Annotated in this window: 25 protein-coding genes and 1 riboswitch; of the genes, 6 read left to right on the forward strand and 19 right to left on the reverse strand. The window is 56.1% G+C overall.

The features are described 5' to 3' along the window. Nucleotides 1–32: 32 nt before the first annotated feature. Entirely contained in the window at nt 33–932 is a 900-nt protein-coding gene (locus tag Yoon_RS13235; protein WP_238112778.1) for a hypothetical protein, read from the forward strand. On the opposite strand, the gene Yoon_RS13240 is transcribed toward Yoon_RS13235, so the two are convergent. The 8 genes from Yoon_RS13240 to cobN all read right to left on the reverse strand — a co-directional run bounded on the left by Yoon_RS13240 (nt 929) and on the right by cobN (nt 9,210). Beyond that, nucleotides 929–1,324 carry a hypothetical protein gene (locus Yoon_RS13240; protein ID WP_238112780.1) on the reverse strand — a complete coding sequence of 132 codons (396 nt, stop codon included), beginning with the start codon at nt 1,322–1,324 and terminating at the stop codon, nt 929–931. The two genes, Yoon_RS13235 and Yoon_RS13240, sit on opposite strands and share 4 nt — an antisense overlap. 73 nt (nt 1,325–1,397) lie before the next feature. Next, nucleotides 1,398–2,021: a 5,6-dimethylbenzimidazole synthase gene (gene bluB / locus Yoon_RS13245; RefSeq protein ID WP_238112782.1), complete on the reverse strand. Its 624-nt coding sequence runs from the start codon at nt 2,019–2,021 to the stop codon at nt 1,398–1,400. Then, a complete protein-coding gene (locus tag Yoon_RS13250; protein ID WP_238112784.1) occupies nt 2,021–2,383 on the reverse strand; it encodes a Lin0512 family protein in 363 nt (120 codons plus the stop codon). The genes bluB and Yoon_RS13250 overlap by 1 nt, the downstream gene beginning before the upstream one ends. Beyond that, a complete protein-coding gene (locus tag Yoon_RS13255) occupies nt 2,380–2,724 on the reverse strand; it encodes a Lin0512 family protein (protein WP_238112785.1) in 345 nt (114 codons plus the stop codon). The genes Yoon_RS13250 and Yoon_RS13255 overlap by 4 nt, the downstream gene beginning before the upstream one ends. 49 nt (nt 2,725–2,773) lie before the next feature. Next, complete coding sequence (locus Yoon_RS13260) at nt 2,774–3,442, reverse strand: YrbL family protein (RefSeq protein WP_238112786.1); 669 nt, start codon at nt 3,440–3,442, stop codon at nt 2,774–2,776. 76 nt (nt 3,443–3,518) lie between these two features. Next, nucleotides 3,519–4,127, reverse strand: coding sequence for a cob(I)yrinic acid a,c-diamide adenosyltransferase (gene cobO, locus Yoon_RS13265; RefSeq protein WP_238112787.1), 609 nt, complete (start codon nt 4,125–4,127; stop codon nt 3,519–3,521). Between the two features lie 74 nt (nt 4,128–4,201). Continuing rightward, nucleotides 4,202–5,416, reverse strand: a complete 1,215-nt coding sequence (locus Yoon_RS13270) for a hypothetical protein (RefSeq protein ID WP_238112788.1) — start codon at nt 5,414–5,416, stop codon at nt 4,202–4,204. An 83-nt stretch (nt 5,417–5,499) separates the two neighbouring features. Then, a complete protein-coding gene (gene cobN, locus Yoon_RS13275) occupies nt 5,500–9,210 on the reverse strand; it encodes a cobaltochelatase subunit CobN (RefSeq protein ID WP_238112789.1) in 3,711 nt (1,236 codons plus the stop codon). 47 nt (nt 9,211–9,257) lie between these two features. Here cobN and Yoon_RS13280 point away from each other — a divergent pair, with 47 nt between their 5' ends. After that, nucleotides 9,258–9,413 carry a hypothetical protein gene (locus Yoon_RS13280; RefSeq protein ID WP_238112790.1) on the forward strand — a complete coding sequence of 52 codons (156 nt, stop codon included), beginning with the start codon at nt 9,258–9,260 and terminating at the stop codon, nt 9,411–9,413. Nucleotides 9,414–9,415: 2 nt separating this feature from the next. On the opposite strand, the gene Yoon_RS13285 is transcribed toward Yoon_RS13280, so the two are convergent. From Yoon_RS13285 to Yoon_RS13295, 3 genes are all read right to left on the reverse strand, one after another. Beyond that, nucleotides 9,416–9,865, reverse strand: coding sequence for a GNAT family N-acetyltransferase (locus Yoon_RS13285; RefSeq protein ID WP_238112791.1), 450 nt, complete (start codon nt 9,863–9,865; stop codon nt 9,416–9,418). Then, the gene (gene cobW, locus Yoon_RS13290; RefSeq protein ID WP_238112792.1) at nt 9,862–10,923 is read right to left on the reverse strand and encodes a cobalamin biosynthesis protein CobW; all 1,062 of its coding nucleotides are present in this window, start codon (nt 10,921–10,923) and stop codon (nt 9,862–9,864) included. The genes Yoon_RS13285 and cobW overlap by 4 nt, the downstream gene beginning before the upstream one ends. Before the next feature lie 80 nt (nt 10,924–11,003). Further along, nucleotides 11,004–11,678 carry an energy-coupling factor ABC transporter permease gene (locus Yoon_RS13295; protein WP_238112793.1) on the reverse strand — a complete coding sequence of 225 codons (675 nt, stop codon included), beginning with the start codon at nt 11,676–11,678 and terminating at the stop codon, nt 11,004–11,006. Between the two features lie 35 nt (nt 11,679–11,713). Further along, nucleotides 11,714–11,931, reverse strand: a riboswitch (cobalamin riboswitch). Between the two features lie 197 nt (nt 11,932–12,128). On the opposite strand from Yoon_RS13295, the gene smc reads away from it, so the two are divergent. Further along, a complete protein-coding gene (gene smc / locus Yoon_RS13300) occupies nt 12,129–15,584 on the forward strand; it encodes a chromosome segregation protein SMC (RefSeq protein ID WP_238112795.1) in 3,456 nt (1,151 codons plus the stop codon). A gap of 53 nt (nt 15,585–15,637) precedes the next feature. Here smc and Yoon_RS13305 read toward each other — a convergent pair whose 3' ends face one another. Genes Yoon_RS13305 through Yoon_RS13335 form a run of 7 tightly spaced genes read right to left on the reverse strand, consistent with a single transcriptional unit; the run spans nt 15,638 to nt 21,223 of the window. After that, nucleotides 15,638–16,801 carry a dipeptidase gene (locus Yoon_RS13305; protein ID WP_238112796.1) on the reverse strand — a complete coding sequence of 388 codons (1,164 nt, stop codon included), beginning with the start codon at nt 16,799–16,801 and terminating at the stop codon, nt 15,638–15,640. Between the two features lie 8 nt (nt 16,802–16,809). Further along, a complete protein-coding gene (locus Yoon_RS13310) occupies nt 16,810–17,973 on the reverse strand; it encodes a lytic murein transglycosylase (protein WP_238112797.1) in 1,164 nt (387 codons plus the stop codon). A gap of 56 nt (nt 17,974–18,029) precedes the next feature. Continuing rightward, on the reverse strand, nt 18,030–18,620 hold the full coding sequence (locus Yoon_RS13315) for a DedA family protein (RefSeq protein WP_238112798.1): 591 nt from the start codon (nt 18,618–18,620) through the stop codon (nt 18,030–18,032). Continuing rightward, entirely contained in the window at nt 18,613–18,978 is a 366-nt protein-coding gene (locus Yoon_RS13320; protein WP_238112799.1) for a hypothetical protein, read from the reverse strand. The genes Yoon_RS13315 and Yoon_RS13320 overlap by 8 nt, the downstream gene beginning before the upstream one ends. Before the next feature lie 48 nt (nt 18,979–19,026). Next, a complete protein-coding gene (cbiB, locus tag Yoon_RS13325) occupies nt 19,027–19,905 on the reverse strand; it encodes an adenosylcobinamide-phosphate synthase CbiB (RefSeq protein ID WP_238112800.1) in 879 nt (292 codons plus the stop codon). A 14-nt stretch (nt 19,906–19,919) separates the two neighbouring features. Further along, nucleotides 19,920–20,852 carry a threonine-phosphate decarboxylase gene (locus tag Yoon_RS13330; RefSeq protein ID WP_238112801.1) on the reverse strand — a complete coding sequence of 311 codons (933 nt, stop codon included), beginning with the start codon at nt 20,850–20,852 and terminating at the stop codon, nt 19,920–19,922. Next, entirely contained in the window at nt 20,849–21,223 is a 375-nt protein-coding gene (locus Yoon_RS13335; RefSeq protein WP_238112803.1) for a DUF1636 domain-containing protein, read from the reverse strand. The genes Yoon_RS13330 and Yoon_RS13335 overlap by 4 nt, the downstream gene beginning before the upstream one ends. Before the next feature lie 292 nt (nt 21,224–21,515). Here Yoon_RS13335 and Yoon_RS13340 point away from each other — a divergent pair, with 292 nt between their 5' ends. Beyond that, nucleotides 21,516–21,809: a hypothetical protein gene (locus Yoon_RS13340; protein ID WP_370642175.1), complete on the forward strand. Its 294-nt coding sequence runs from the start codon at nt 21,516–21,518 to the stop codon at nt 21,807–21,809. Here the strand turns inward: Yoon_RS13340 and Yoon_RS13345 are convergent. Then, nucleotides 21,784–22,758, reverse strand: coding sequence for a glutathione S-transferase family protein (locus Yoon_RS13345; protein WP_238112807.1), 975 nt, complete (start codon nt 22,756–22,758; stop codon nt 21,784–21,786). The genes Yoon_RS13340 and Yoon_RS13345 overlap by 26 nt on opposite strands. A gap of 169 nt (nt 22,759–22,927) precedes the next feature. Between Yoon_RS13345 and Yoon_RS13350 the strand changes: the two genes are divergently transcribed. Both Yoon_RS13350 and Yoon_RS13355 read left to right on the forward strand, forming a co-directional pair. Continuing rightward, nucleotides 22,928–23,701: a mannosyl-3-phosphoglycerate phosphatase gene (locus Yoon_RS13350; protein ID WP_238112809.1), complete on the forward strand. Its 774-nt coding sequence runs from the start codon at nt 22,928–22,930 to the stop codon at nt 23,699–23,701. Nucleotides 23,702–23,717: 16 nt separating this feature from the next. Next, nucleotides 23,718–24,938 carry a glycosyl transferase gene (locus Yoon_RS13355; protein ID WP_238112810.1) on the forward strand — a complete coding sequence of 407 codons (1,221 nt, stop codon included), beginning with the start codon at nt 23,718–23,720 and terminating at the stop codon, nt 24,936–24,938. Nucleotides 24,939–24,978: the final 40 nt, after the last annotated feature.

Here is a 24,978-nt window from a genome sequence, read left to right on the forward strand (position 1 = left end):
ATATTGAAATTTTTATACTTCACGGAGATATTATGCTAGCAGTACGCTCATTTTTCTTTTCGTTTTCGATCTTATGGCGTCTTTGTCTCGTCGCGCCGTTTTTGGTTATCATACTTGCAGTTTACGGTTTGATCGGCGTGTTGTTTCTGTCAATTATTACGTCAATTTTCCCACTTGTAGGCATTGCTGTCATCCTCGCTGCAAGCTTTGCAATTTCGTCGAGCTTCCCGATCATGGTGGGCGCCCGTTTGGGGTTTCAAGCTAAGTATGAGCCGGCGCGTTACGGTTATGGGCGTATGTTTATGTTTTCTTTGATATATGGGTTTTGTGAAGCCTTGGTCGTGATGATGATCGGGGGTATCGCTATCGGCGGGGTATATGCAAGTGGCGTCAACTTCGCGATGGCAGCGGACATAGAAAGCTTCTTTGAAGGGACGGCTGGCGCCATTGTCTCTTTGAGCACGGTTTTTGTGATTTCAGGTCTGCGCTCTGTGATGTTGGTCCCGATGGCGGGCGCCGCACTAGGGCGCGATAGCAACGGTCAACCGCACACGCCCTTCTTTGAGGCCGGGGCACGCGGTTTGTCACTTTGGGTGATCGCGCTTTTATCGATGCTTCTGGGCCCCCTGATATTGGTCGCGATCGGTATTTTCGCTGGTTTGGCTGACAATGAAGTTCTTGCACGCTTTTTTGAGAGCTACGACCGCTCTGGCTTTGCGCATACAAGGTTCTCTTGGGAGGTGGTTGGGGTAATCGCTGCTACATGCGTCGTGTCGCTTTGGACCTTTAGTTGGCAGGCGGCTGCAGGTGTTTTGGTCTATTTAGACAAGCGTGACGCGCATAACGCAGAAGATGTTGTTGTTCATAGCGAGGATGACCGCGCCGCGGCACGTGATTTGTGGAAAGATCGGATGCCGCCGGGGCGCCGTTAACCTGCTCTGAGTGAACGCAAAAACAACCCGATGCCGCCGACAAGAAGCACGAGGATCACGATCAGATCAAAGGCGCTCATACGTTCCAGCTGCAAGGTCATGTTCGCGATTACACCAAATATCAACGCGATCAGTGACCCGCCTGCAAGAATCCAACCGATCCAATTTTTGGCGTTGTAAAACACCATACCGATGCCAAACATAAACGGAATGAAGACCATGCCCGACGTGATTGGCACGCCTCCAATGCCAAAAACACGCGAGCCAAAGCCGAAATTGGGCCGCACGACGATTCCGCTGAGTAATAGATAGCCGCCCCCGATGATCATGATCAATCCGATCAAGAAACTGCCGGTTCCACCGTCTGATCCACCTGCGCCGCGTTGTGCCATTGCGTGTCTTTCTTATTTCGAAGTTAGTTTGTTCTAAGCCGTGCCCGACTTGATTGCTAGGGCAGGGCTGCTGCTACACCTCTTGCCACTGCGTCGGTGTGTTTTCCTGCCATTTCTTATCATGTAGCAGCGGCGTATCTGTATCAAATGCAGCTTTGCCAAGGCATAAGTATCCTGTCAATTGCCAATGATCTGGCACGCTTAAGGTTTGGGCAACTGCCACCGGATCAAGGATAGACACCCAGCCCAGTCCAAGATTTTCTGCACGCGCCGCCAGCCAAAGCGTATAGATCGCGGTGACGCTGGAATAACACAACATTTCGGGCATGGTTTGGCGGCCAAGCCCGCGCCCCTCAGCGGGTTGGTTTTCGGTGAATACTGCCAAATGCACGGGCGCGTCGCGCAACCCGGCTAGTTTCAAGCCCGCGTAGGATGCTCGTGTGTCATCATCATAGATTTCGGCGGCTTCTGCGTTGGATTTCTCAAAATTCGAGATGATCTTTTCGCGTAGTGCCGGGGTAGTAACATGCAGTACCCGCCACGGCCTCGCATTGCCCACAGATGGGGCCAGATCCATTGTGGCGCGAAGCCGCGTCAGCACATCCTCAGGGATTGGATCTGTGCTAAAATGCCGAACGTCCCGTCGCCATTGCAAGACATCGTTCAGGGCGTCGCGATGGGCTTGGGTTAACTGCATTAGCCTTGCACCCATTTGCTGGCTTGGCTGGGAAGAAATGCTTCGACGGCAGCGGTCGCGATCACAGCCGTATCACCCGTTTCGGGGTTGGGGACATTCATTCCGCCAAGGACTGCCGACACGGTCGCGCGCCCCCGCGGAAGTTTTGCGACCAGTGCAACGGTGTCTATCTTGTCAGGTTCCTGTACGCCGATGGTGACTTGCACACGCATGGCGTCAGTTTCTAGACCGATGCTTTGGAAAATGGGTAATGTCGAATGGCGGATTGCGTCTTCGATCGCGCGGGCGGCGGCCTTTTGGTAATCCATCCCATGCAGGTCATTGCCCATACCCATTTCAATGATAACGCGTTGGTCTGTCATGCTGGCACCATATCAAAACTGACGTTGATGGCGACATTGGCAATCACAGTTGGCTTGCCATCGGGGCGCGCAATATCAAGCCCGCCTTTGCTCACATTGATCGTCGGCTGCCCATAGGGAAAGATATCCAACAGGGCATCCGTATCTACGCGGTGAGGTTCTTGCACCGCGATTTGCACGTCTATCAGCATCGCCTCTTTGGGAAAGCCAAAGAGTTCCGCCATATTGATTGAATTGTGCCAAAGCGCGTCTTGCAGACCGCGCCGGGCCGCTTGGGTATAATCTTGCCGGCGCAGGCTGGTGCCCATGCCAAATTCAGTTAACACACGGTGGATCGGCATTTTATGCGCCTCGTTGGATCAGTTGCCCCAACCTAGCGCAAGCAGCCAATCAGCGCGAGAACTGCAATGTATTTTTATGCCAGGTGAGTTTGGTATTGCGGGCAAGCCGTTCGCAGCTATCGTTTAGGCCGATCCGATTGGACCATTTTCCCATTGAACGGACCGGAATGGCGTGGATGTCGCCAAATCCGTCAACAAGAACGCATTCTTCCTGTCCCGGTCCGTCGCCGTTATCGCGGTGGCCAAAGACAAAGTTATTTGGGTTCATATCGCTGGCGCGGATGTCATTTGCAAAGATGCGGGCGATTGTGTCGTTCAGCAGGTCAATGTCATGATCGCTCAGTGTTTGCGCTTTGGCCTTCGCACCCAATGTCTGGCCAAGCGTCCCATCTGCATTCAGCACACTTTCCGTCAGGCAACCAAGCCCGATATTCGTGCTGACAAACCCAAACATATGCGACATAGGTGCCCGAAATTCGGGTTCAGGATGACCCAGCATGATCCGCAGGTATTCGCTGTATTCTTTTCGAATCTGGCGCAAGCGCGTGCTTGGAAACCAACGATCAACGATTCCGTTGAAATTGTTGCGACGCGGCATCTTCGTGCTTGGCTTCAGCACCTTGATCAGTTTGGTCCGATCCGTGGGATGAAAATAGACAGCACGCTGCACGCCGCTCGCGACGAGGTTCGTTGGTGAAAGGTTAAGTGCGCTTGTCATATGATCGTTACATAAGCGCTAAACCCTTTGGATCAAGTCAATTTTATGTGCTGCACACCGCTGATGGTCGTTTGGCTTAGAACTCCACCCCGATTTGCGCTTTGATGCCAGACCGGAACGGGTGTTTGACCAGTTCCATTTCGGTGACCAAATCCGCCAATGCGATCAGGTCTTCGTGGGCGTTACGGCCCGTCAGGACAACATGGGTCATTGGCGGTTTGTGGTCGCGCAGGAATGTCACGACCTCTTCGGCGCTGACATAATCATAGCGGATTGCGATGTTGATTTCATCCAAGAGCACCATGTGATTGGTTTCGTCCAAGATCAGCTCTTTGGCCTTGGCCCAAGCGGCCTGCGCCATTTCGGTATCGCGTGATTTGTCTTGGGTTTCCCACGTAAACCCTTCGCCCATCGTGTGGAATGCGCAGGTGTCTGCAAAATTTGCTAAGATCAGATCGCGTTCTCCGGTGGACATGCCGCCCTTGATGAACTGCACGACCGCGCATTTCAACTCATGTGCAATGCAGCGGAAAATCATACCAAACGCGGCAGAGGATTTGCCTTTACCCTTGCCCGTGTGCACAATCACCAAGCCTTTTTGGTCGGTTTTTGTGGCCATAATCTTGTCGCGCGCGACTTTTTTCTTGGCCATTTTCATCGCGTGGCGGTCTGTGTCTTCGGTCATTGCGGGCTCCTCTTTTGAAAAGACAGTACCCGCATGAAGACGGGCGGTACAGAGAGTACCGCCCGGTTTTGTTTTTATTCAGCCGGAACCATTGGCTGGTTTTCTACCCGTCCAAAGTGGCGACGGTTCAGGTAAAGCACCAGTCCGACCATCGCGAATTGGAACATCAGTGCAGCCGCACTCAGTACCCAGAAAGCAGCGCCAAATTTTACTATCAAACCAGTAGCGACAAGCCCTTTGTTGATCCAAAAATGCATCATCACAGAGAGCGCAACGCCGGGGCAGACAAGCGCGTAAGAGCCGGGTGAATTGCCTTCCCCACGCAAGAACGCATCAGCGTAACCTTGGCGGCGCAGGACAATAAGACCCATCAGAGCAAAGGCAAATTGTACGGCAAGGATTTTTGTCAGCAGTACGAGTGTTTCGGCGTTCGTGACATGCACGTCAAATGTTGTGTGCAGCCCGTGGTTTTGGCGCAGCATCATAATGCCAAGCACAGTCAGTAGCGGCACGACAACCATCAATGTTGGCCCGCTTTCTTTGGCTGTGCCAAAGTGCAGCATTGAATTGAACGCGGTGATTGCGGCGATTGCAGCATAAAGCGCGGCAATCGTGCCCATGGCGGTTGAAAGAACAAGGCTTGTCCCAACGGTCAGGGGAACCTGGCTCATCGCGGCGGGTGAAGAAAGGCCAACGGCGACCATCGCAAGCGCGAAGGCAGGCAAAAGTTGTGCAAAAGAGTTATGCGCGGTGACGTCAAAAATGCCGCCTTCGGACAAGATACGTCCCAAGAAGCGACCAATCTGCGCCAGCGCCAAGGCGCCGATAGCCGCAAAAGCCAGCAGTGCCATAGGGAACATATATTCAACCGCACCCCAAAGGGATGGAACAAAGACGAGGCCCAGAATGAAGCCAACGTTTACGGTCATCGCCAAGGCCAGCGGCATGGCGAGAAGCTGGGTTTCGGCATTTGTTTGGCGCAGCTTTGCGTAGCTTTCGGTCTTTTTGAACTGTGATAGTTGGGACAGGTTCCAGATCAGCGATTTGATATTCAAGAATGCGAAACCCGCGATCCCGGTTACGGCCACGACAATCGCGACCTTCATGCCGGCGCCGCCAGCAGACCAAGCGCGCAAGATGTCTTCAAAGACCGGTACTGGTTGGCCCGGGTGCGGCACCCAGAACATCAGGTACATAAAAAACGTGACGGCTAGCCCTCCCGCGCCGAGCGAGGCTAGAAAGTAAAGTGGCGAATAGCTGTCCGCCGGACGTGCATTTTGGTGTGCCATTTTGAGTCTCCATAGCATAAATTTCAAATATGGAATGTGTTAGCAATGGCTCATGTTGAAATACATGTCAAGTATGAAATGTATTAGAGGGGCTGATCAATAACCGCAGCAATCCTCGCGCGCGCTGAATTGGACTTGGGGTGCCAAAGTTCACGGTCGATTGCCTCTTGCAGCCGCTGCGCAATCTCACGCAGGGCGGGGGCATTCGCATCTGCAATAAACATACGCGTATCGTCATCTTTGATGAAAGCGTCCTCTACCAGATCGAAATGGTGGTTTTGCACCGCACCTGTGGTCGCAGCAAAGGCAAATAGGTAATCCACGGTGGCCGCGATCTCGAACGCGCCTTTATACCCGTGGCGTTTGACCCCATCGATCCATTTGGGGTTTACCACGCGGCTGCGCACAACCCGCCCGATTTCATCATCAAGGGTGCGAATAATCGGGCGCTCGGGGCGTGAATGGTCGTTGTGGTAGATAGGCCGGTCTTGGCCTTGCAATGTGCTGATCGCGGCGGCGGCCCCGCCTTCGAATTGATAATAATCGTCGCTGTCCAAGATATCATGTTCGCGGTTGTCTTGGTTTTGAACGGTGGCTTCGACCTGTGATAGCCGCGTTTCAAAGGCGGCACGGTCTTTGCGCCCGTCTTCGCCTGCGCCGTAGGCATAGCTGCCCCATTCGAGATAGGCCTCGGCAAAGTCGGATTTATCGGCCCAGATACGTTCGTCAATCAAAGCCTGTAGCCCGGCCCCATATGCACCGGGCTTTGATCCAAAGACGCGGGCTTGGGCGTCGCCTGCTTTGGCGCGCGCAGCTGCGGGGTTGACGTCGGCGGGTTCATCAAGATTTTGTACGGCCCGCGCGGCGCTGTCGACAAGCGCGATCAATTGCGGGAAGGCGTCGCGAAAAAAACCAGAGATGCGCAACGTGACATCGACACGGGGACGCCCGAGGATGGATTGGGGCAGGATCTCAAACCCTGTAACGCGGCGGTTGGCACTGTCCCATTTGGGTTTTACCCCCATAAGCGCCAAGGCCTGCGCAATATCATCGCCGCCGGTCCGCATATTGGCCGTCCCCCATGCCGTCACCAATAGACTGCGTGGCCAATCGCCGTGGTCTTGGAGGTGCTTTTCGATCAGCAGGCTTGCGGATTTCCAGCCCAGTGCCCAGGCCGTTGGTGTGGGCACGGCCCGGCTATCGACGCTGTAGAAATTGCGCCCTGTTGGCAGAACATCCAACCGGCCACGGGTTGGCGCACCCGACGGGCCCGGGGCGACGAAGTGCCCCGAGAGGGCGCTGAGGAGCCCCGCCCCTTCGGCGGGCCCACAGGACTGAATAGTCGGCAAAATCTTAGTGATGATTTCATCAAGAACGGCCTGTGCCGCTCGCGGGGTGAACCCCGCATTGCCCCACCCGCCGTCCCGCAGTCCGCGTTGGCACAATGCTTCGAGCCGTTCCACCGTGTCGCCATGTGTCCGCCAGATGTCATCATTGGCGAGCGCTGTCGGTTTGATCGTCGCCGGAGCGCCTAAGTCGCAATCAAGTGGGTCGATCCCGAGGCCAAGATCATCGGCAAGCGCGCGCAAGAGTGAGGCGTTTTTGCCCGCCCCATCGTCGCGTGGCACCCGTGCCAGTGCAATCGCAAGATCGCGTTCTTGTTGTCCCTCGGGGGATTGCCCAAAGATGTGCAACCCATCACGGATTTGCGCTTCTTTGAGCTCGCACAGGTAGGCATCCAGTTTGCCCAGATCACCGTCGCTGTCACCCGTAAACCCAGCATCTTTTGACAGGCCTGTGACCTCGGAAAGTGACAGGATTTCTTTGCGTAGATGGGTGATGCGGCGCGGATCGACGCCTGCAGCCTCGTAGTATTCATCGACGAGTGCTTCGAGGTCGCGCATCGGCCCGTAGCTTTCTGCGCGTGTCAGTGGCGGGGTCAGATGGTCGATAATGACGGCAGAGCTGCGTCGCTTGGCCTGTGTGCCTTCGCCCGGATCGTTGACGATAAACGGGTAGATGTGTGGGGTGGGGCCAAAGACGGCTTCGGGCCAGCAGGTTTCTGACAGTGCGACCGCCTTGCCGGGAAGCCATTCGAGATTTCCGTGTTTACCCATATGCACGATGGCATCGGCACCCCAATGGTGGCGTAGCCAGAAGTAAAAGGCGAGGTAGTTATGTGGCGGCACCAGATCGGGAGAATGGTAGGTTTCGGTTGGGTCGATATTGTACCCCCGCGCCGGTTGTAGCCCAACGACGGCATTGCCATAGCGATGGATTGAAAGGGCAAAGCCCTTTTGCGCCTCCGGCGGGAGTATTTTTCGCGATGTGATGAATGGGTCATCCGCAGGTTGCCCCCAGCGCGATGTGATTTGCTCTTTGACTTCCCACGGCAGCGCGTCAAAATGCTCTTGGTAAGTCGCAAGAGTGAGGAACTCTCCGCCGGATTTATCGGCCCTGTCGGTTAGCCAATTGGTCGGTCCAGCCATCAGCTGTTCCATCATTGCCGCGCTATCGGCCGGTGGCGTGACTTGATGCCCGGCAGATTTGAGTAGGTTCAGTACATGCACAGTAGCTGCGGGCGTGTCGAGTCCGACACCATTGGCCAACCGCCCGTCTTTGTTGGGATAGTTGGCGAGGATCAGTGCCGTTTTTTTGTCTGCAGGTTTGGTGGGGCGCAGATTGGCCCAGTTGCGGGCCAGTTGGGAGGTGAAATCAATACGGTCGCCAACGGCTTGATAGGTTGCGATAGGGCATTCGGTTGCCGTGTCGAAAAAGGCTTCGCCTTTGAAGCTGACAGCACGCGACAAGATGCGCCCATCGACTTCGGGGAGCGCGACATTCATTGCGATGTCGCGCGCAGTCAACCCATGCAGCCCATCGCGCCATGAGGCTTCATCCGCACCCGATAAGATCACCTGAAAGATGGGCGCGTTGTTCGCCAAAAGCGGGTTGGTCGGGCTGTCATCGCCATCATGAGGACTACCCACTGCAAAGGCCGTACAGTTCAAAATCACCGCTGGCGGGTGGGCCTTGAATAGCTGCTCTAGTGTTGCGCGGCTGATCGGATCTTTGAGCGAGGCGACAAAGACCGGCAAGGGATTAAGCCCCGCGCGCATGAGGCTCCGCACCAATTTGTTAATTGGGTTCAGCCCACCACCTTGGACCAAGGCACGGTAGAAGATGATGGGAACAATGGGCGCCTGTGCTGCCCAATCGGATGTTGCAGCGGCGCTATCTGCTATCCCTGCACCGGGCCAATAGACGCCGGCACGCAACAATGGGCTGGCGGCGGCGGGCTTGTCGGATCCATCTAACATTGCACGCGCATAGGCGAGCAAATTACCGCCGTTTTCTGGGCCACCTTCGACGAAATACGACCACAGCGCGTCGTAATCGCTGCCTGAGACCGTCGAGAGTTCGCGTAGCTCTTGGTCGGGTTTATCATCGCCGGGGAGAGCGACAAAGGGAATGCCAGCGGCGTGCAACCGTGCTGCATATTGTGTCAGCCCGTATTTCCAATAGCCCGCGCCACCTAAGATGCGCGCGATCACGAGCCGTGATTTTGTCGCGCAATCATCTAGATGCAGGTCCACAGACATCGGGTGTTGCAGGTGCATCATATTCGCCAACCGCAAGCCCGGGGGATTGTCCATCTGTGCGCGCGCTTCGGATAGTGCGGCCAGTTCGGTGTCTGCGGCTGAGATGATCACCACATCAGCAGGGGTTTGGCCAAGATCGACAGGTTCAGATCCGTCAGAGATTGCGCCCGGTGTCGCAGCTAGCAGGTGCATTTACAAAACCCTCGTGTTAGTGCCTGCCCAAACAAGAGGTCAGAACCATGGATTACAAAGCCGCAGGCGCGCCAAAACTGGGCAAAAACGCCCCAAAACACACAGAGCATAACGCCCATGGATCGCGTAAGAAGCCGTTTGGCGCGCGCGATGATAAGGCCGCTTTGCTGGCCCGGATGAAAAAAGCCGCTGAGAAAAAGTAGCGTCACAGCTGCTTTTCCATGAAGATTGAGCTGTTAGCGGTCTTATAGTCTCCAAACGAGCCGCAAACGGCAAAGCCGTGCCGCGCATAGAGCTTGTGTGCGGCGTGCAGCAGGTCGCCCGTTTCAAGCTTAATCATGGGTAGTTTTAGTTCAATCGCTTGGTCTTCGATTTGTCGCATCAACGCGTCAGCAATGCCTTTGCCGCGCGCGTCTGGGGCCACGAACATGGATTTGACCTCGCCATAATCCGGGTAGGCCCTGAGCGCCCCTGTGCCCAAAATCTGATCACCGATCCGGGCGGTGAAAAAGTGAATATCATCCGCAACCAGATCGTCGATTTCGAGATAGTAGTTATCTTCGGGCGGAAACAGGGATGCCATCAAGGCGTGGCTTTGCCGGAGCAAAGCCGTCGCCTGTGGGTGATGAGGATCTGTTCGCGCGATGATGATCATGCTTGCAGGGCTGCCGTGATGGCAACTTGGTCCAGACCAGATTCGCCAATGACAACGAGCCGGGTTTCGCGCGGTGCATCCCCAAAAGGTTGATCAAAATAGGTGTCGACGCGTGGGCCAACCGCTTGCAAGGTCTGGCGCATCGGTTTGCCGGTGACTGCGACAAAGCCTTTGAGACGCAAGATGTTATTGGCGCGGATGACATCGGCAACTTGGGCGGCGAATGCGGGTGCATCTGCGATTTCGCCCCGCGTGACAATGAAGCTTTCGAATTCATCATGGCCGTGGCTGTGTTCATGGTCGTGGTGGTGATCATCGTGGTGGTCGTCGTCATGGTGATGAATTTCATGACGCGCAGAAAGATCAGATTCCGCGCCGATGCCTTGGCCCAACAGAACATCGACGGGCAGAGCACCCATGGAGGCTTTGATCACCTGCACGCCATCGCGGCTTTCGGATTTGAGTTTGCTGGTTAATGTCTCGGCCTCTGTTTCGGACAAAAGGTCAGCCTTGTTGACGACGATCATATCCGCGCAGGCGACTTGATCTTCAAAAAGCTCTGACAATGGGGTTTCGTGGTCCAGATTTTCATCTTGGGCACGCAGCGCGTCCACGGCGGCGACGTTATGGGCAAACTGTCCATCATGGACAGCGCGGCCATCGACAACGGTGACGACCCCATCGACGGTGACCTTGGTGGAAATGTCGGGCCAGTTGAAGGCGCGGATCAGCGGTTGTGGCAGCGCGAGGCCAGAGGTTTCAATTACGATATGGTCAGGTTTTTCGTCGCGCGCGAGCAGCGCTTCCATTGTTGGGATGAAATCATCGGCGACGGTGCAGCAGATGCAGCCGTTCGAGAGTTCTACGATGTCATCTTCGGTGCAGGTCTCAATCCCGCATCCTTTGAGGATGTCGCCATCGACGCCCAAATCGCCAAATTCATTGATAATCAACGCGATGCGTTTACCTTGGGCATTTTGCAGCATGTGACGGATCAGGGTGGTTTTACCAGCGCCAAGAAAACCGGTGACAACTGTGGCGGGGATTTTTGCGGGCATCGGGTTGCTCCTGCTAGGGTGTTTCCAAACGGAATGACGGCCCCAAGGGACCGTCATATGACATGTTTTGATTGGCGTGCCTAAGCTGTGTAAAGGCGTGGCGTGACCAGGCCGCTTTTCTCAAAGCCGCGCAGGCCTTTTGCGCCGGCGAGAACAGCCAGATCGACAAGCGGTTCCAGCAAGATAACGGTCATATACGCGGCGCCAAAGGTACCGACAGCGGCGAGATTATCTGCGCCGAAGCCTTGGCCGTAAAAGGCCCAGAATGCGACCCAAGCCACGATCCCGCCTTGGTAAGTAGCGGACATTGCAAGCGCTTGTTTGTAGGTAAGGTCAACATATGCCGTGCCTTTGGCGATCACATGCTTGGTCAGCGCATGCAGGCCAAGAAGTGGCACCAGCAAGGTTGTCAGGTTCATGCCGTATTGCGGCAGATCAAACGGAGCAAAGAACAGGCCTTGGATAAGCAACCCCGCCGCGAGACCGACAGCCGCAGGGGCTGTGCCGAGCATCAGGAGTAATGTTGAACCCATAATCAGGTGTACTTCGGAAACGCCGACGGCCATATGTGGCAGGAGTTCAAAGAAAATAAAGACGGCAATGGTTGCGATAGCTGCGCGCGCGATGAGGGACACCGCGCCGCGTTCACGCAGGCTTTCCCACACAAGTTTGGCAGAATAAGCGGCGGCGCCCGCAGCAGTGGCGTAAGAAAGCGCGAGTTTAGCGCCCGTGACAATTCCAGGTTCGATATGCATAGTTCTATCCTTGTTTTGCCGTCATCCCCGACGGCCGTTACGATATGATGCAAGGCTGGTCTCCTGGCTTGCGGGTCGATGCGCCTTGCTGCCTTCCCGGGTTTCCCCAGTGGCGTTGTAACAAGACACTCTCCGCATACAGTCGCGGGGGCGGCTGTGGCATGGGGCCTCCGGTTCGGATCGGCCTTTCCACATTCCCATTTCATCCCCAGATGCTTGGCATCAGCGGGGAACCGTGCCTTTTGTATGTGCGCTGCGGGAACCGGCTGCGTCAAGGCGGAATGCGACATTTCACGGTCGTTGCGCGCCTTCGGCGGCGTTGCCCCCTATGTGGGCGCAATATCTTGTGGATAAGTCGCAAGTTATTAGCACATCCTGCGTCTGCATCGTTGACAGGTCGCGTGTTGGGCGCACATGGTTTTGACATAAAGGAATCACAGGGATTGCCCCTTGCGCTTTAGTAAATTGCGTCTGAACGGCTTTAAAAGCTTTGTAGACCCCACCGATTTGATCATCGCAGATGGTTTGACGGGTGTTGTGGGGCCAAACGGCTGTGGCAAATCGAACCTGCTTGAGGCGCTGCGCTGGGTGATGGGCGAAAACCGCGCGAAATCCATGCGCGGCGCAGGGATGGAAGACGTGATTTTTGCCGGGGCATCATCGCGACCGGCCCGTAATTTTGCCGAAGTGTCCTTGGTCATCGACAATGGCGAACGGCTCGCGCCAGCGTCGTTTAACGATAATGATCAGCTCGAAGTTATCCGCCGGATCACCCGTGACGCGGGTTCTGCCTATAAGGTGGGCGCAAAGGATGTGCGGGCACGCGACGTGCAGATGCTCTTTGCTGACGCCTCCACTGGGGCGCATTCCCCGGCGCTGGTGCGTCAGGGTATGATTTCAGAACTGATCAACGCCAAGCCCAAGGCCCGCCGCCGGATTTTGGAGGAAGCTGCCGGAATTTCGGGCCTGTATCAACGCCGCCATGAGGCAGAGCTAAAGTTGAAAGGGGCAGAAACCAACCTGACCCGCGTTGATGATGTGATCGAACAATTGGCGGCGCAATTGGGGCAACTGGCCCGACAGGCCCGACAGGCTGCGCGGTACCGCGAAATTGGCGATAATTTGCGCCGCGCCGAAGGCATGCTGCTGTTTCGCCGTTGGAAAGAGGCGGATGAGTCGATGCTGGCGGCATCCGCGCAATTGCGCGAACGGACAACTGCGGCGGCCCAAGCTGAAAAAGCCGCCCGCGAAGCAGCCAAGTCGCGTGGCGCTTGCGAGGATGCCTTGCCGCCGTTGCGCGAAGAAGAAGCCATCGCCGGTGCTGTGTTGCAGCGTTTACAGGTCCAACGAGACACGCTTAAGGCGCAAGAAGACCGCGCGCTTGAGACGATCGAAACACTGCGCGCCCGGATTGATCAATTGGGCCGCGACATGGAACGCGAAGGCGGGTTGAACAAAGACGCTGGCGAAACCATTGAACGGCTGGAATGGGAAGCGCGCGAAATCGCAAAGGCGGGTGATGGCCATGACGCGCGCCTGCAAGAGGCGCAAGCCGCGGCTAGCGATGCAGCACATGTACTTGAAAAACGCGAATCTGATTTGGCGCAATTGACCGAAGATGTCGCGCGGCTTGCGGCACGGCACCAGTCGGCGCAACGGTTGGTCGCAGATAACCGCACGACGATGGAAAAGAACGAAGCCGAAGCCGCGCGCGCAAAGGCTGCGATGCAAGAAGCGGCGGATGCTTTGATCAAGGCAGAGGCGGATTTCGCAGCGGCAGGTGACGCCGAAAAAACCGCGGTGCGCGCCGCTGAAGCGGCTGACATCGCCCTAACAGAGGCCGAAGCCGCCCGCGCTGCAACCCAAACCCGCGAAAGCGAAGCACGCGCGATGCGCTCTGCGGCAGAAGGCGAAGCAAACGCGCTGCGTGCTGAGGTTGGGGCGCTAGCAAAACTGGTAGAACGTGACACTGCCGAAGGCGGGCATGTGCTGGATCTTTTGCAGGTACAGGGCGGTTACGAGAAGGCGCTTGGTGCTGCGCTTGCGGATGATTTGCGCGCGCCAGAAATTGACGCCGCGGCGAAATCTGGTTGGGCGCTCTTGCCCAGCTATGCGGTGCCGCAGCTTTTGCCCGAAGGGGTCAGTGCGCTGACAAACTATGTCAGTGTTCCCGAAGTCTTGGCACGTCGCATGGCGCAAGTCGGTCTGGTTGATGCCGCAGATGGGCCGCGTTTACAGGCGGATCTCAAACCCGGCCAGCGGTTAGTATCGGTCGAAGGCGACTTGTGGCGTTGGGACGGGTTCCGCGCAGGGGCCGAAGATGCGCCATCAGCGGCGGCTTTGCGGTTGCAACAATTGAACCGTCTCACTGATTTGAAACGTGATCTGGAAGAAGCATCGGGTACGGCAATGGGCGCGGCGCAAGCGCATGAAACCTTGACCGCACTGTTGAAGAAACAGACCGAGGCTGATCAGACCGCGCGCGCGGCGCGGCGCGATGCGGACCGTTTGGTTGCCGATGCAAACCGCGCTGCAAGCCGTGCAGAGGCTGACCGCAACCTGAGCCAAGGCAAGCAGGAAAGTCTTGGCCTTGCTCTTGCGCGGCATGAAGAAGAAGCGATGAACGCGCGCAAAACGCTGGCCGAAGCTGAAACCGCGGCGGCGGCGCTGGGCAATTTGGATGATGCGCGCGGGGCGGTCGAAGATGTCAAAATGACTGTCGAAGCTGCGCGGATCACGATGATGTCGCACCGTTCGGCGCATGATGAGGTGCGCCGCGAAGGCGAGGCACGTCTGAAACGGTCACAGCAAATCACCAAAGATGTGAGCGGCTGGAAATATCGGCTGGAGACCGCCAATAAACGCAGCGCTGAATTGGCCGAACGCAAGGCGACATCCGAGGCCGAACTTGCCGAAGCAACAACCGCACCAGCAGAAATCGCCGCAAAGCGGTCTGAACTTGCCGATGCAATTGACGAGGCTGAAACGCGCCGCAAAGCGGCGGCGGATAAGCTGGTGGCAGCGGATACCGCCCTGCGAGACGCGGGCCATCTTGAGCGCGATGCAGAGCGATTGGCGTCTGAGGCCCGCGAAGCGCGCGCGCGCTCAGAGGCACGGGCAGATGCGGCGCGTGAAACCGTGGCTTATGCCGCCGAGCGGATCATGGAAGCGCAAGACGTCACACCCCAAAAGCTGCTTGAGAGCCTTGAAGTTTCAGTCGAAGACATGCCCGCGTCCGATGCGGTCGAGGCGCAGGTGAATGCGTTGAAACGCCAGCGCGATAGTCTGGGGGCTGTGAATTTACGTGCCGAAGAAGACGCCAAAGAAGTGCAAGTTGAGCATGATGAATTGGTCTCTGAAAAGGCGGACCTTGAAGCGGCGATTGCGGCGTTGCGGTCTGGGATTGCGAGTTTGAATAAAGAAGGTCGCGAAAGGCTGTTGACGGCGTTTGAACAGGTGAACGACAACTTTGGGCTGCTGTTTACGCATTTGTTCGGCGGTGGTGAGGCCAAGCTGGTGCTGGTGGAATCGGATGATCCGCTTGAAGCCGGGCTAGAGATCATGTGCCAGCCGCCAGGTAAGAAGTTGAGTACTTTGTCACTGTTGTCCGGCGGCGAGCAAACGCTGACTGCGCTTGCGTTGATTTTTGCGGTGTTTCTAGCGAACCCGGCCCCGATTTGTGTGCTTGATGAGGTTGACGCCCCATTGGACGATGCCAACGTGACCCGGTTTTGTGATTTGCTGGATGAAATGTGCCGCCGCACGGATACGCGGTTTTTGATCATTACGCACCACGCTGTCACCATGAGCCGGATGGACCGGCTGTTTGGCGTCACCATGGGCGAACAGGGTGTGTCGCAGCTGGTGTCCGTTGATTTGAAGAAGGCCGCCGCGATGGTTGCCTGATGACAATCGGCGCTATTGCTGCGCAATGCGCCCCGCCCGCCATCCCATTTGCGTTAGGGTAAGCGTTCACGCAGTATCCGCACCATATTTCCGCCCATAACTTTGCTAATTTGTGCGTCGCTAAGCCCAGCGTCGATCAAAGCTTGGGTCAGCACAGCAAGCTCAGAGACGTCAAACGCGGTTGCAACAGAGCCGTCAAAATCAGATCCAAGGGATACGTGATCTTCGCCAAGTAAGGCGATTGCCGCTGTAATCGCTGTGGCAATGCCTGCGGGGCTGGGGTCGCAGACGGCATTGGCCCAATATCCAATCGCGATCACCCCACCTGTTGCGGCAATGTCTTGCATGAGGTCATCTGGATAGTTGCGTTTGACTGCGCAGACTGAATGGATACCTGTATGGCTGACGACCAGCGGCATATCGGTCATTGCGATCACGTCGCGCACAACTTGCGGAGATGAATGCGCAAGGTCTAGGATTAGATCGCCGGCTTCGACTTCTGCGACGACCTGTCGCCCAAAATCAGTCAGCCCGTGGTTCCCAATCCCATGCAATGACCCACCAAGCGCGTTATCAAAAAAGTGTTGCAACGCGATCATGCGGTGCCCGGCGGCCTCGAGCCTGTCGAGGTTGTTGATATCGCCGAGCAGCGGATGCGCGCCTTCGATGCCCAACAGACCGCCGACAACCTGTTGTCCATTGGCGCGGTCGAATAGTAGTTGATCAAGGTCGGCGCGGGTTTTGATGACCCTGAGTTGTCCGTCCGATGCCGCAGCATAGCGGTGCAGACGTTCTGCCTGATACAGTGCCCGTTCAAGCAGGCTGTTCCATGTACGGGGCGGCCACATCTGCCCGATGACTAGCGGGGTGATATTGTCGAACGCGTCTGTTTCATTGGAATGAATGTTTTGGCCCGCCGGGCTTTTGGTGACAGCGGTGAACATTTGAATTGTGACATTCCCATCAAGTAGACGCGGGATATCGACATGACCGCGATCGGCACGATCAAGCAAGCTGCGTTTCCACAGCAAGCTATCCGCATGCCAATCGCCGATGATCAGGCTGTCGTGAAGATCTTGGGCGCGCGCGCTAATCGGGTAGGGCGCATGATCGGTGACCGCATTGCGCTCCTTTTCCACGTACCCTGGCGCGAAGGTCAAAAATGCCCCGACCCCGATGATGATCAACAGGGTTAGGAATTTGACAAATCGGCGCATGGGTTTTCCTAGAGTTGGTTTAATAGCTCAAGTGTTGGCCACGCGTCCGCAGGGAGGCCAAGCCGTTGTTGTTCTGACTGTACCGCAGCGCGGGTCATTGCGCCAAGGATTCCGTCAATGCCGCCAACATCGTGGCCGCGTGCGGATAGTCTTTCTTGCAAGCGCTGCATTTGCGGTCCCGTCAATGGGTTTGATGGGTTGCCCACGTCATAAACAGAAGCCCCTGAAAGCCGCGTTGCGAAATAGGCTGCAGTGGTCACATAGACAAAGCTCTTGTTCCACTCAAAGTAGACATCAAAGTTTGGATAGGCGAGGAACGCGGGCCCGTCGCGCCCCATCGGCAAAAGCACCGAAGCTTGCAACGTTGAAGCACCAAGTGTCCCCTCGCGCGCGGTAATACCGGCCGCAGCCCAGTCGCTGACCCGTGATTTGTGGTTCAAACCGGTGAGCGACCAATCAAGATCGTCGGGTACGATGATTTCTTGCAGCCACGGCTCATTTGCGCGCCAGCCAAGCGCCGAGAGCACGTTTGCGCCAGACATGAGCGCATCAGGCGCCGAGGTTTTGAGCGTCACCACCCCGTCACCGTCGCCGTCCATGCCGCGTTCAATGATATCGAGGGGCAGCATTTGCACCTGCCCAATTTCACCAGCCCATGCGCCGGTGGTGTTGGCCGGATCCATCCCGCCACGTTGGTACAGTTCAAGCGCGGCAAGCAGTTGCGGGCGGAACAGTTCTGGGCGCCGGCAATCATGAGCGAGCGTCAGCAAAGCGTTGCGGGTGTTGAAGTTCCCTTGAACTTGACCGTAATCAGTCTCAAAGGCCCAAAACGCCAAAAGCACGCCGCGTGGGACGCCAAAGCGCGATTCAATTTCGGTGAATGTGGCGTCGTATCGGTCGGAATTGGCGCGGCCGTTGTCGATCCGGTTTTGTGAGATCAATGAACGTGAAAAACTGACGAAGTCTTTTTGAAATACACCCTGAGACCGATCCGCGTTCAGAACAGATTGTTCGATCTGCGCCCCTTGGAAAAAGCTGTCCGCATTGGCGGCGGTGACGCCGTTGGCGATGGCTTCAGATTTTATGTCGGCGATAAAGGCATCGACAGGGCCGCCGCAGGTTTGGGCGGTGACGGTGCTGGTCATGAGGGACAGGGCAATTGCGAGGCGCATTCTTGGTTCTCCTATGTGTTGCGTGCAGGTTAGCAGCGCGCGCAAGAGGTGCAACGCTATCCTTGTTTGGATTGGCGCAATAGGAAGAAACTTGCCGCGAGCACAAGGCTTATCGCGGTGAGTAACCATGCCCAATCGTTAACTAAAGTGGTCAATGCATCAAGGTTTGTCGCAAAGTAGTAGCCCAACATGACATATCCGGTGACCCAGATTGCCTCACCGAGCGTGTCCCAGATGAGAAATTTCCATGGGTTGAACCGTGCAGCCCCCGCGGCAAAATTGACCCACGGCCCAAGTGGCGCTGCGGCCCAAGTGCTGAAGAAAACACCGATACTGCCCCAGCGGTCAACGATTTGTTGCGCGCGCGCAAAAAGCGCAGCCCGGTTTGGTCGTGAGGCCAGGCGCGCATCAAGCCAACGACCGCCGAGCCGTCCCAGTTGAAAACCAGTCTGATCGCCGCAGATAGCCGCGATATAGGCGACCGCCAAAACCTGCCATAAGACCAAATCCCCCGCCGCCGCAAAGGCCCCGCCTGACAACATCACTGCAAAGGTTGGTACGGGAACCGCGAGGCATGAAAAATAGGCCGATGCTCCAATGACTACGAGCCCCCAAGTCGCCACGAGCCCAAAGAAGAAATCAGTCACCTTGGCTGTCCTTGAAATCTTGGATCGCAGCGTCGAGTAGGGCGATCAGCTGGGCGGTATCTAAGCCTTGGTTAAGCGCGATATCTTCAAGGGTGATTTTGTGTCGTGCCACGTCACCGTCCAAGGCGATGACGTCTTCGATCACATGGCGTGGCACATGTTGTGACATGACGACATAGCGCGGGGTCATCCAGCCAGCGATGTCTTCGGGTGGCGCATTGTGCCAAGCGCGTGACGAATTTGCAGCGCGTACACCAAAGATCAAAATGCCAACAACCGCGATCACGATGAGCCCAAGCAGCACACGCCGTAACAGCTGTTTATGGCGATCGGAAATTTTGGGTTTGCGGTCTGGCATCTGTGGTGGTCCCGAGAAACGGGGTGGATCAAGATCCACCCTACGGCGTTAGAATATCGTTGTTATTGTCGCGCACAAGAGCGCAAGCCCCCATGTTTTCCACAGTACAGTAATCGCGCGGTCAATGTCGCGGGGTGTTAGATCATGTGCCCCGTCGCGGTTTACATATGGGAAATTGTGCATCTGCCCCTCATAGCTGCGCGGCCCGCTTAGCGCGATGTCCAATCCATGCGCCATCGCGGCTTCTGGCCAACCGGCGTTGGGGGATCGGTGCCGGGGTGCTTCTTGAACAATTGCGTGCGCGCGCGGTCGGCTGGTGACGGCCCAGATCATCAGGGCTGTAAGCCGCGCGGGGATGAGGTTTAACAAATCGTCAAACCGGGCCGCAGCCCAGCCAAAGTCAGCATGGCGCGGGGTGCGGTAGCCGATCATACTATCCGCTGTATTGGTGATTTTGTAGATCAACAGGCCGGGTAACCCGCCAACTGCGAACCAAAAGGCGGGCGCGATGACCCCGTCTGACAAGTTTTCGGATGCGCTTTCAATCGCGGATCGCGCAACGGCACTTTGATCCATTTGCGCCGTGTCGCGCCCGACAATCATTGCGACAGCCATGCGCCCATCACCGACGGAAAGCCGAAGCGCGTCGGCCACTGCGCGTACATGTTGGACCAGTGATTTTTGCGCCAAAAGCGCGGCGATGATCAGCACGTCAAGGATCGCGGTTGGAACCGCCGCGATCCCTTTTCCAAAAAGATAGGCGGCAATACAAAGAACGGCCATGACGATGGCGCCTTTAGCGCGGCGGTTGTCGCCCGCATTAAACGTCTTGTCACACCAACCAATCATCTGGCCCATCACGATTGCGGGGTGCGTGACGCGTGACCAAATCACGCGTGGTTCGCCCAAAATGACGTCCAGGATCATGCCGCCAACAAGGATCAAAACGCGGCTTCCAATTGCGCCCAGCGATTGGGTGCAGGTAACCCAAGGCGCAGCCAATCGGGCGCATAGGGGAATGTGCGTGACCAGACATGATGCTGCGCAAGCTGATGTTGCGCGGCGCTGGCGTCTTTGACTTTGTAGAGCCGAAACAGCGTGGTGCCACCTAAAATCTCTGCGCCGTTTCCGGTCAGTAAGTGATCAAGCCGATCTGCATCCCCTGCAAGCCGTGTGCGCGTTTCATCTGCCCAAGCAGGGTCTGCCAGTGCTTCGGCACCAATGGCCAATGCAGGGCCAGATATTTGCCAAGGACCCAAGAGATCGGTCAGTTTCGCAATAATCGCCGGGTCCCCAATCGCAAAGCCTAGCCGCAATCCAGCTAGGCCCCAAAACTTGCCAAAGCTTTTTAGCACGACAGTGCCGGGGCGGGTTGCCAGATGGACGAGCGTTTTGCCGGGCGCGACATCACCGAAGCTTTCGTCGATGATTGTGATGGGGGCGTTCAAGTCGGTTTCGGGCCATTCGTGGCCATCGGGATTGTTCGGATGCACCGCGACCATCGCGTCATGCGGCGGATCCATCGTCCAACCAGCGGCTTGAAATGCCGCGCCGTGTTCGTTGTAGGTGGGGCCGGGGATATGTACGTTCTGACCGCTAAGCGCGTGGGGCAGGGCTGCAATAATCGCCGATGCGCCTGTCGCGCCGATCATCGCGGCATTCTTTGGGATGTTCCAATAGCTGCGCGCAAGGGCATACAGCCGCGCAAACGCGGCCTGATCCGGCAATGCAGTCCAAGCGTCATCTGGAAGCTGCGGTAGCGGATAGGGCACGGGATTTATCCCGGTTGACAGGTCAAGCCATTCGGCACGCGTCCCGCCATAGGTCGCGATCGCTGCATCAATGCCCCCGCCGTGGTCGCGTTTTTCGTTCATTCTGTATCCGGAAGCGGTGGGTGACGGGTCACAAAATGCCCTTTGATGGATTGCGGCCAGTCGCGGTAAGGTACTTGTCCGGTTTCGCTTGCGCTATGCGATAGCGCGTAGGCGACAATCCCGGAGGCCGCTTCAGCGTTAGGCTCGAATTCGCCAAGGGTGTAATTCAACTTTCCGTTTGCCTGGATCGCGATGTTGCACCCGCGCTTGCATCCCATCAAACACGAAACCCGGCGGGTTTTTACGTCAGTTAGCCCTGTTGCTGTCGCTTCGACCAATGTCGCAAGCAGTTCGCCGTCGGTATGTTCTTGTGCACTGGCGTCCCAGCCTTCGCGCTTACAGGTGTCGCAGATTGTGATCCAAGTTGTCATTCATATTGCCCGTTTGTTGCTGACTGCACTTCAAGCGGAAATTCGCTTGCAGCACAAGGTTTTGTAAAAATGACTGTCTTTTGGTATAGGTTCTCAATGGCCGTTAACCATTCGTTAGGGAATTCAGACGACTTCTCGTCCAGCGAGATTCAAACTTAATTTGAATGCGCTATAAAAATTAGATTAATTGACGACCGGAGACTTCATGCACGTCCTCATAGCGCAAAGTGATATCAATTTAGGGAGGCTGTGGAAACAGCATCTTGAGCGTTTGCGCGCGCAGGTAACATTAGTGCAAACAGGAGAACTTGCGATTTCCGCGTTAGAAGACCAAGTGTTCGATGTGATCGTGCTTGATCTCGTGTTGCAAGAGGGCGGCGCGTTGGCCGTTGCAGATGTCGCGAGCTACCGCCAGCCAAAGGCAAATGTCGTCTTCGTGACCAATACCTCGTTCTTTTCGGATGGCTCGATCTTTAACCATAGCCCGAACGCGCGTGCGTTTATCGAAAGTACGACATCGCCCACTGACCTTGCCGCGATTGTTGAACATTATGGCCAGCCTAGCCCCGAAAATGCGGCGCATTAAAGTCGATCACAGGGTTGATCGGGATAATGCGGCTAGGGTTAATCGTGTCGTGGCTATAATGATAATGCCGTACGATGTGGTCCATATTGACGGTCGCTGCGACACCGTCCCATTGAAATAATTCGCGAGTGAATCCCATCAGATTTGGGTAGTCGATGATACGCTTGCGGTTACATTTGAAGTGCAAATGGTAAACCGCGTCAAAACGAATAAGTGTCGTCCACAGCCGCCAATCGGCCTCTGTGAGACGATCCCCCATCAGATAGCGCTGCGTTGAAAGGCGTTGCTCCAACCACTCTAAACTGTCGAAAAGCGGCCCAACCGCTGCATCATAGGCAGACTGGGTGGTCGCAAACCCGGCTTTATATACTCCGTTATTCACAGTGTTATAGATTCGGGCATTCACCTGTTGGATGGCATCGCGCAGGTCGCTAGGCCAATAATCATCCGTGTTGCCGGTAATGCCGTCAAAGGCACTGTTGAACATGCGGATGATTTCTTCGGATTCGTTCGACACGATTGTACCGCGTTGCTTGTCCCACAAGATCGGAACGGTGACGCGCCCTGAAATGGTTGGGTCCGCCTTCAGGTAAATGTCGCGGGCGAAGGGCAAATCGAACAAGGTGTCGCCTGTTGCCCCGTCGAAATCGCTTGCGAAGGTCCAACCATCTGACAGCATATCGGGATGTACGACTGACACGGATATATGGTCGCTCAACCCTTTGATCGCGCGAAAGATCATTGTGCGGTGCGCCCAAGGGCAAGCATGAGAAACATACAGATGATAGCGCCCGCTTTGCGCAGTGAACCCTTCAGACCCAGATGGGCCAGCGCTGCCGTCGGGTGTGATCCAATTGCGAAACGCCGTGGTTGAGCGCACAAATGCGCCGCCCGATGTTTTGGTATCATACCAAGTGTCTTGCCAAACGCCGTCAACCAATTGGCCCATTGTTCCGTCCTTATCTTTACGTGCAGCGTTGGTAGCCGAAGTCTGCGCGCAAACCTATCCCGCTTTGGGCGCAGGATGCGTGCGTAGCTGCACAGGTCAAATGCTGCATCTGCAAAATATCTTCCTGCGTGGGGTTGCATCCCGGCGCTGCAACGATGAAGCTAAACGCATGAAGGCAGCTACTTCACTGGTCGTTTTTTCCGATCTCGACGGGACATTGTTGGATCATGATACCTATGCATGGTCTGCGGCTACACCAGCATTGGCCGCGCTTTGCCGGGTTAATGCGCCGCTAATTCTATCAAGCAGTAAGACGGCGGTTGAGATTGCAAAAATTCAATCCGATTTGGATATTATTGGGACGCCAGCAATTGTTGAAAATGGCGCAGGCTTGTTGGGAATGGACCGCACCGCCGATGACTACGCACGTCTGCGCGATATCCTGAACACGCTCCCCGCCCAATTGCGCAGCCCATTCGAAGGGTTCGGCGATATGGATGCCGCGCGTATTGCGCAGATCACGGGGCTGAGCCCTGCCGGGGCCGCGGACGCAAAATCGCGCGCCTATTCGGAACCGGGCCTTTGGTCTGGTGATAGCGAAAGCCGCACCGCATTTGTCACCGCGCTCGCAGATCACGGTGTTTTCGCCCGCGAAGGTGGCCGTTTCTTAACCCTGTCATTCGGCGCGACAAAGGCCGACGGCATGGCGCAGATTATAGACACCTATAGACCGCAGCATACAATCGCACTGGGCGACGCACCCAATGATATCGAAATGCTGGGTGCCGCCGAATATGGCGTTGTGATCGCCAACCCGTCGCGCGCGCCGTTGCCGCCATTGCCCGGCGAGCCATCACCCCACATCATCCGCACAACGCAGCCTGGCCCCGAAGGTTGGAACGCCGCTGTGCTGACCCTTCTTCAACGGCTTAACTTAGACTAAGAAAGAGAACTCCCGCATGGTTGATTTTCATCAAAACGGAAACATCGCAACGCTGCACAACCTGCGGACACGCTCCAATGCGGATATGACCCATGCGCTCGAAACATTTGCGCAGACGCGCAAGATGTCTTTGATTTTGCCCTGCCTCTATTCCGAGCTTGAAACCGACGCGATGCCAAACATCTTAGAGGAACTGTCAAAGGTCACCTATCTGCACCGCATCATCATCGGTCTAGACCGCGCGACCGAAGACCAGTTTCGCCATGCAAAGAAATTCTTTGAAGGACTGAACCAAAATCACGTGGTGATTTGGAACGACAGCCCGCGCATGAAAGCGCTTGAAACGCGGCTCGCCGATTTGGGCCTTGCGCCGACCGAACAGGGCAAAGGCAAGAACGTTTGGGCCTCGTTGGGTTATTTGATTGGGTGTCAGGATAGTGCAGTAATGGCGATCCACGACTGCGATATTTTGACCTATACCAACGACATGCTTGCGCGGTTGGTGTACCCGGTCGCGAACCCCACGTTCCCTTATCAGGTGGCCAAAGGATATTACGCCCGGATCGGCAATGACAAATTGAACGGTCGGGTGACTCGGCTTTTGGTCAGTCCTTTGTTGATCGCGCTGAAGCGGGTGATCGGGGACCGTGATTATATCGATTACCTGCGTAGCTTCCGCTATCCGCTGTCGGGCGAATTTGCAATGCGCACGAATATCTTACCGGATTTGCGCATCCCGTCTGATTGGGGGCTGGAAATCGGGGTCTTGTCAGAGGCGTGGCGAAACCTAGCGCCGAAAGCCGTGTGTCAGGTCGAAATCGCCGATGCTTATGACCACAAGCACCAAGATCTTAGCCCCGAAGATGCCGCCGCCGGGTTGAACCGGATGTCGATTGATATTTGCAAAGCCATTTTCCGCAAACTGGCGGCAGATGGCACAGTCTTTACCGCCAATGTGTTCCGTACGCTTAAAGCGACATACTATCGCAGCGCGCTTGATCTGCTTGAAGCCTATTATAACGATGCTGAAATGAACGGGTTGACGATTGACCGCCATGCCGAAGAACGGTCAATTGAGCTATTCGCCGAAAATATCATGCGTGCAGGGCAGTTTTTCTTAGAAAACCCGCATGAAACGCCGTTTATTCCGACATGGAACCGGGTGCACGCGGCCGATCCAGATTTTTTACGGGAAATGCAAGATGCGGTCGCCGCGGATACGGCAGAGTTTGCGTGACGCCGCGGACAGGCGTCTAAGCGCCGCTTATCTGATTGCT

It is taken from the genome of Yoonia sp. I 8.24, assembly GCF_022096995.1.
GTDB lineage: Bacteria > Pseudomonadota > Alphaproteobacteria > Rhodobacterales > Rhodobacteraceae > Yoonia.